The 6,490-nt window shown below is 58.7% G+C and carries 6 protein-coding genes and 1 pseudogene; all 7 read right to left on the bottom strand.

Going from position 1 to position 6,490, the window contains the following annotated elements; translation table 11 throughout:
* Window positions 1–351 (bottom strand): annotated as a pseudogene (locus ACOSYY_RS16225) (flagellar basal-body MS-ring/collar protein FliF); the annotation flags it as partial.
* A gap of 185 nt (window positions 352–536) precedes the next feature.
* Complete coding sequence (gene fliE, locus ACOSYY_RS16230; protein WP_421663750.1) at window positions 537–848, bottom strand: flagellar hook-basal body complex protein FliE; 312 nt, start codon at window positions 846–848, stop codon at window positions 537–539.
* Window positions 849–850: 2 nt separating this feature from the next.
* The gene (gene flgC, locus ACOSYY_RS16235) at window positions 851–1,300 is read right to left on the bottom strand and encodes a flagellar basal body rod protein FlgC (protein WP_421663752.1); all 450 of its coding nucleotides are present in this window, start codon (window positions 1,298–1,300) and stop codon (window positions 851–853) included.
* A 101-nt stretch (window positions 1,301–1,401) separates the two neighbouring features.
* Window positions 1,402–1,812 (bottom strand): flagellar basal body rod protein FlgB, encoded by a 411-nt coding sequence (flgB, locus tag ACOSYY_RS16240; protein ID WP_421663754.1) that lies wholly within the window; start codon window positions 1,810–1,812, stop codon window positions 1,402–1,404.
* Window positions 1,813–2,005: 193 nt separating this feature from the next.
* On the bottom strand, window positions 2,006–3,418 hold the full coding sequence (locus tag ACOSYY_RS16245; RefSeq protein WP_421663755.1) for a sigma-54-dependent transcriptional regulator: 1,413 nt from the start codon (window positions 3,416–3,418) through the stop codon (window positions 2,006–2,008).
* On the bottom strand, window positions 3,411–4,709 hold the full coding sequence (locus ACOSYY_RS16250; RefSeq protein ID WP_421663757.1) for a two-component system sensor histidine kinase NtrB: 1,299 nt from the start codon (window positions 4,707–4,709) through the stop codon (window positions 3,411–3,413). The genes ACOSYY_RS16245 and ACOSYY_RS16250 overlap by 8 nt, the downstream gene beginning before the upstream one ends.
* A partial coding sequence (locus ACOSYY_RS16255; RefSeq protein ID WP_421663759.1) for a tetratricopeptide repeat protein occupies window positions 4,706–6,490 on the bottom strand: 1,785 nt, incomplete at its 5' end. The genes ACOSYY_RS16255 and ACOSYY_RS16250, both read right to left, overlap by 4 nt.

The following is a 6,490-nucleotide window of genomic DNA, read 5'->3' on the forward strand; positions in this document are numbered from 1 at the left end:
ATAGTTGAGCTTCTGCACGAATTCGGACATGCCGATCGACGTCCGATCAAAAATCTCGAACCCGATCCCCCCGCCATGCGGAAGCCCTTGGGTCGCCAGTTGCAACCGAAGGTCGTGAACCTGGGCGCTGGGAGCCAACACCGTCGATCCGCCGCCGGTCGTTTCGTACGGCACCTTCGTTTCTTTGAGCTTATCGATGATGGCTGCCGCATCCTCACTGCCGAGGTTCGTGAACAGCACTTGCATATCGGATTGCTGCGTCCACAAGGCGACGGCAATAAGGCCGGCCACCGATCCGGCCAACGCGATGAGGATGATCATCCGCTGATTGATGGAGAACTTGGAGAACATGCTAACCACTCCCCTTCATCGCGCCCAACCGATTAGCAGGCCGCGATGCTGCCAGAATAACTTCAGGATGCTCAAAAAGGCTGTCCAGCAAGGCCGCAGCGAGCGAAGAGGCAAGGCGTACGCTTCTGTACGTTGAGCCTCTGAGCGACGCGAGAACGCCGCTGGCGGGCTTTTTCAGCATCCTGTTAGATCTGCATCCGCTGAATCTCTTCATAGGCCGCGACCAGCTTGTTCCGGATCTGCATCATCAATTGAAAGGACACATCCGCCTCCTGCAAGGCGACCATGGTGCGATGAAGATCCTGCGTTTCGCCCGTCATGAGCGCATCCACCGCTCGGCCGGCTTCTATCTTCGCGTCGTTGACTGTCCCGATGGCCGACTTGAGAGAATCCAAGAAGCCGGACGTTTCCCCGTTTCCGGTGTGTCCCGCAGGCCCGACGGGGGTCACATCGGGAATGGGGGGGATACCGGATGTCGGACCATAAATGTGATTCATGGTTACCTCCCGATTTCCAGTGCCTTGTTCCACATGGCGCGTGTCGCGTTGATTGCTTGGACATTGGCTTCATACGCGCGCGACGCGCCGATCATGTTCACCATCTCTTCCATGACATTCACATTGGGAAGACGCACGAACCCTTTGGCATCGGCATCCGGATGATGGGGGTCATAAATGAGTTGCCCGGGTTTGGAATCTTCCACGACTCTGGAGACGGAGACCCCTTCGAGCGCATGCGCCGACGGCCCGGCGGCGACTTGGCGGAAAGCCCGGTGAAAAGCGCTGGGGACGGCGGTCGAGCGAAAGACGACATCCCGTCGCTTGTACGGACCGCCCGTCGGAGTCTTCGTCGATTGGGCGTTCGCAAGATTGCTGGCTATGACATTGAGCCGTCGCCGTTGGGCATCCAAGCCGGAAACCGACACGGCCAGACTGTCCGACATTTCCATAATGGACCTCCTGCAAGAGAAATCAAAAGGCTACGGTTGAGGTTCAGGCTCAGTCGACATGATCATCGACAGCCGCATCTTGACCGTAGCCTGAGCCTGCGTCATCGCGCGTCTCGTATTGCGCTCAATAACCCCCGAAACTTCCCGGCAAGTATCGTCGCCGCGGCGTTGTACTGCATGACGTTCTCGGAGAGCTTCGCCATCTCCAGTTCAAGATTAACCGAATTCGCGTCGAGAGGAAGATCGCCTGCCGGCACTTCACCGAGCTTTCCTGTCACGGCTTGCACCCCTTGCGGCCGATGCATGCCGAAATGTCTCGGCTGAGTCGCCGCCAGCACGATCGGCAGGCGACCCTTGTGCGCGGAGTGCAATTGGTCCATAAAGGTCAGCTCTGATGCGCGATAGCCCGGCGTTTCTTCGTTGGCCAAGTTCGAGGCAATCACACGTTGCCGCGCGCTGCGAAGATCGAGGGTTCGCTCCAACAGCCGAAAGGTTCGGTCAAAGATCGTCATGGATTCGGCTCCTTTCGATTAGCGTTCATTCGGTGCTCGTGCAACCTCGATGCCGCGCCAACAGTGGCGCTAGGTTAAGGTTGAGGCCGAGCGAAAGTCATAGTGGTTTCGGCACTACGCTTAACCTGAACCTGTACCTTCACCTCCCTGATCATGCCCCGCAAGAATTGCCGACCGGCAATTCTTGCCTCGTTCACTGCGCCGTAATCGACAAGGGTCGTTCACTCTCCCGATATTCCCTCAACTTGTTTCGTAACGTGCGGATGCTGATGCCGAGTTCCTTCGCTGCATGCGTACGATTGTCTTTGACACGCGCCAAAGTTTTGAATATCAGCTCCCGTTCCATCTCCCACAGAGATCCGTTGGCCGGCTGTTGCGGACGAGCAGGCAGAACCGGCGTCTCTCCGCTCTGCTCGAGCAAACAGTGTTCCGGCAGGATAGGGCCATGCCCGGCCAGCAAAACCGCCCGTTCCATGACGTTCTCCAGTTCACGGACGTTCCCTTTCCATGCCGACCGTTGCAAGTGAGCGCTCGCGCTTTCCGACAGCGCCGGCGGCGTCAGACCGTTCCTCATGGCAGACTGGCTCACGAAGTGCCGCGCCAGCAACGGAATATCGTTCGTGCGTTCCCGCAGCGGCGGAACGGTGACCGGGAAGACGTTCAGACGATAGTACACATCCTCCCGAAAGCGTCCTTGCTCGACTTCTCGATAGAGCGCCCGATTGGTCGTCGCGATCACGCGAATATTGACTGACACCGGATCACGCCCTCCGATCCGATCGACCTCGCGCTCCTGCAGCACGCGCAACAACTTTGCCTGGAGGCTCAGGTTCATTTCACTGATTTCGTCCAGAAGCAGGGTGCCGGTATGAGCCATCTCAAACTTGCCGATTTTTCTGATCAACGCGCCAGTGAACGCTCCGCGCTCATGACCGAAGAGTTCGCTCTCGAGTAACCCATCCGGCAAAGCCGCGCAATTGACCGCGATGAACGGCCGATGCGCCCGTGGGCTCCGATTATGGATAAACCTGGCCAACAGCTCTTTTCCGGTTCCGCTTTCCCCCTGAATCAGCACGGTGGCTTGGCTGGAAGCCACCGCTTCGATGGTACTGAGGAGCCGGATCATTCCCGGGTCTTGGGTGAGAAGGGCTCGGTTTTCCGTTGGTAGGGGCGAGGGATCGGCGCTCGCTCCCTCTTCTCGTCCCGATTTGAGATTCATGATGACTCGCTCCAGCACGTCCATTGAAAACGGTTTCAAGAGATATTCGCTGGCGCCCAGCTTCATGGCCTCGACCGCGGTTTCTATGGCTCCATAGGCCGTCATGAGAACGATCGTGGCTTGAGGCGCGCGCGCTTTGACCTCCTTGATCAATTCGAGACCGTTCAGACGCGGCATCCGCAGATCGGTCAGCACCATCCAAGGACGAAACCGGGTCACCCGTTCGATGGCATCCATTCCATCGACCGCGCCTTGCACTGAATACCCGAGCCGCTTGACCGTCTCCATCAACGCGGTTCGCATCGATGGGTCGTCATCGACGATAAGAATGCGTTCGCTCTCGTCTCCATTGTCGGAAGGAAAGCTGCTCTTCTCGCGGTCATTCATGAGACCACTCCTCCGCTAATACCTCATGTTCAACAGGGTGAGCGTCGCTGGATTCAGGCCGGCTCCTCGTTCCGGCTTGCACCCCATCTGGATCACCGCCTCTTGAAGGATGAGGCAGAATAATCGAGCAGGAGGTGCCTTGCCCGACCGTGCTCTCGACATCGATCCGTCCCTGGTGCGCTTCGACGATCGAATGGACAATCGCCAGGCCGAGGCCGGTTCCCTCATCCTTCGTCGTAAAGAACGGGTCGAATATGCGCGAGCGATGGGCCGGATCGATGCCCATGCCTGAGTCGCGTACCATCAACCGAACAGCGGGCATACCGAGTGCCTGCGGCGGTTCTTGGGAGAGAGTGATCGCCAAGACGCCTCCATTCGGCATCGCCTGAACCGCATTGACGACCACATTCACGAGGACTTGTTTCAGCTGCCCGTCGTGGCACCAGACCGACTGGACCTCCCGACTGATGTCTATTCGGATGTCCACCGGAACCTTGGTGATCGCATGGGCGGCCAACTTGATCGCTTCGTCGATCAACGACTCGGCCGAATGCCAACCACGAGCCATGCGAGTCGGCCGCGTGTAGAGCAAGAGATTGGCCAACAGGCGATCCATCGACTGGACGGCCTGCGAGATCTGCCGGGCGTAGCGTTTACCGGAAGAGTGCTCGTCGAGGTCGCGCTGCAGCATGGACGCGAAGAGCTCCACACTGCCCAACGGATTTCTGATCTCGTGGGCGATCCGGCCGATCAGCTCTCCCATGGCCGCGAGTCTTTCCTTGCGCTGTAGCTGTTCTTCAAGCTGATAGATGCGGGTGATGTCCTGAAATAGAATGAGGTGGCCGGAGCGCTCTCCGGAATCGTTGTGGATCGGAACCCGGCTGATGGAGACGACGGTCTGCCCCATACGTTGCGGCCGATCGCGCAGGCCGAGGCCCGCGCCCGCCAAGACGTCCGACGCGCGGCGGTTCCGCAGCTCGGCATCCGTGGCGCCGAGTAACGCCTCGGCGGCTCGATTGCTGCGACTGATCGTCCCGCCATCGTCGACCACCAACACCCCCGTGGACAAGGACTCGAGGATACCGTCCAGATGCACCCGCATGGCCTCGTTGTCGCAAAGCTGCCGGCGAAGCGCCTCATTGCTCCGCGCCAACTCCAGATCCATCTGCTCCACGCGTGCCGTGAGCGCACAGTATGACTGCTGTAACGTGTGCGCGGCCTCATCAAAACTCCTGAACGCGGCGTGGAGCAGGTCCCGTTCCTCCGGATGCCTCCTCACGGCATTCGTCATAGTCCCTCCGCTGTCCCCGAAGGGCCGGCTGTCCGCACACTCGTTTTAAGGAACGACGAAAGCCGATTGAGCATCGGATCGTCCGTGACATCGAGCTCAGCCAGCGCCACGGTGGCGCGATCGTATTGTTTTAAAGCCGTCCAATGTGTGGCTGTTTGCAAGCGCGCCCAATCGGCTTGAGACGCATTCGGATTCTTGTCCAACACCGATTGATAGGCATCGATCGCGCGCTCATGTCGATTCAATCGCGACAAGGTGTCCGCATAGGAGACGAGCGTATCGGGCGATCGCACCGCGCCGGCTTTGAATGCTTCCTCGTAGGCCAGTGCGGACTCATCCAGCTTTTCCAGCTCTCCCAGCGTCTTGGCCAACTGGACGTACATGGCGGGTCGTTCAGGATGGATGGGATGGCGCAAGAGCCATGTACGGCACAGATGGAGCAGCCCTTGCAGATCCCGCTGTTGCCGCATGGCATCTATCAGGAGATGCACCACCTCCCCTTCATACTTTCCGAGAGGGAACTGAAACCGATATCGCTCCAGCACTTTCCTGGCGGCATCAGGATCCCGTTGATCCAGATAGATCTTTCCAAGACTGATCAAAGCAGGTTCGAGCAAATTCGAATCTTTGTGCGATCGAATGATCTGTTGGTGCAGCCGTAGGGCTTCCCGCGCGAATCCCAAGCGCCGGTGGGATTCCGCTATGTCAAGCAGCAGAGGGGAACGCGCATAGCGTTGCTCGGCCAGCGCTCCATGTCTGTGAAAGAGATTGACGACCGTCAGGTCGTCTCGCGATGCGACCGCCGCCTCGATCCACGGTGTCAGAAGAACGGACAGGCGCTCCGAAGCTTTCATGGTCCATGGATCGTCCTTATCGGCGGCTCGAAGGGTGATCTCCTTGTAGGTTTGAAGCGCCCGATTCATATCGTTCGCACGTTCATATCCTTTGCCGAGGTAATACAGGGCCTCGCTCCCCATCGAATTCCCGACCTCTCGAGTCGCAATCTCTTCCAGCAGCGATCGGTAGGAGGCGTCGGTCTGGTCCGGAACCGGCACATTGTGGATCATGGCGCTGACCGTGAGCCCAAGCGCATTGCTTCCGGCCGGCAACATATTCTCCACGTGAAGCGCGGCGAGCCGAAGTTTGGCCGTCGTATCCGACGCGCTGCCCGGATAGAGCGAGGGAATCAGGGCATAGACGAACTCAGCGACCGGCTGTTTGCCGCTGGTCCGCAACCCCTCGGCCACGTGCAGCAGGGCCGTAGACGCATATTCATGGCGGGGATAGAGGTTGTAAAAGAGCAGCAGGAGTTCTCGGGAAGAAGCCTCATGACGCTGTTTCACCAACGTGGCGGCATACCGCTGAAGAGAGGACGGATCACCTCTTAGGAGATGCGGCCATCGCCGATAGCTGATCTCGTAGATCGGCCGCGCTTCTGAAAACCGTCGCTCCCTGAACAGCGCATGGGCCAACCCCAACGTCGCTCCTTGGAGCAACTGATCATCCTCACTTCGCTTTCGCACGTCGGCAAATGCATGCTCGGCATCGCTCCATTTCCCCATGGCCATGAACGTATACCCGAGACCAAGCAACGCCCGATGACCGTCGAAAGAAGTACCGGCGGAATGAGCCATGGCTTGCTCGTAAAACGCTTGTGCTTCTTGAAACCCGCCTTGCTCGAAATACACATCCGCGATCCGCCATTCCGCGCGCCGGGCGTTCGACGACTGTGGATGATCCCGAATGATTTTCTTGTATTCCAGAATGGCCTCGGATCGGGT

The organism is Nitrospira sp. BLG_2, from assembly GCF_049222245.1.

What these genes read in the sequence shown, in the direction of transcription:
- ACOSYY_RS16245 (WP_421663755.1), bottom strand. Translation starts at nt 3,418, where the DNA reads ATGAATGACCGCGAGAAGAGCAGCTTTCCTTCCGACAATGGAGACGAG.
- fliE (WP_421663750.1), bottom strand. Translation starts at nt 848, where the DNA reads ATGAATCACATTTATGGTCCGACATCCGGTATCCCCCCCATTCCCGAT.
- flgC (WP_421663752.1), bottom strand. Translation starts at nt 1,300, where the DNA reads ATGGAAATGTCGGACAGTCTGGCCGTGTCGGTTTCCGGCTTGGATGCC.
- ACOSYY_RS16250 (WP_421663757.1), bottom strand. Translation starts at nt 4,709, where the DNA reads ATGACGAATGCCGTGAGGAGGCATCCGGAGGAACGGGACCTGCTCCAC.
- flgB (WP_421663754.1), bottom strand. Translation starts at nt 1,812, where the DNA reads ATGACGATCTTTGACCGAACCTTTCGGCTGTTGGAGCGAACCCTCGAT.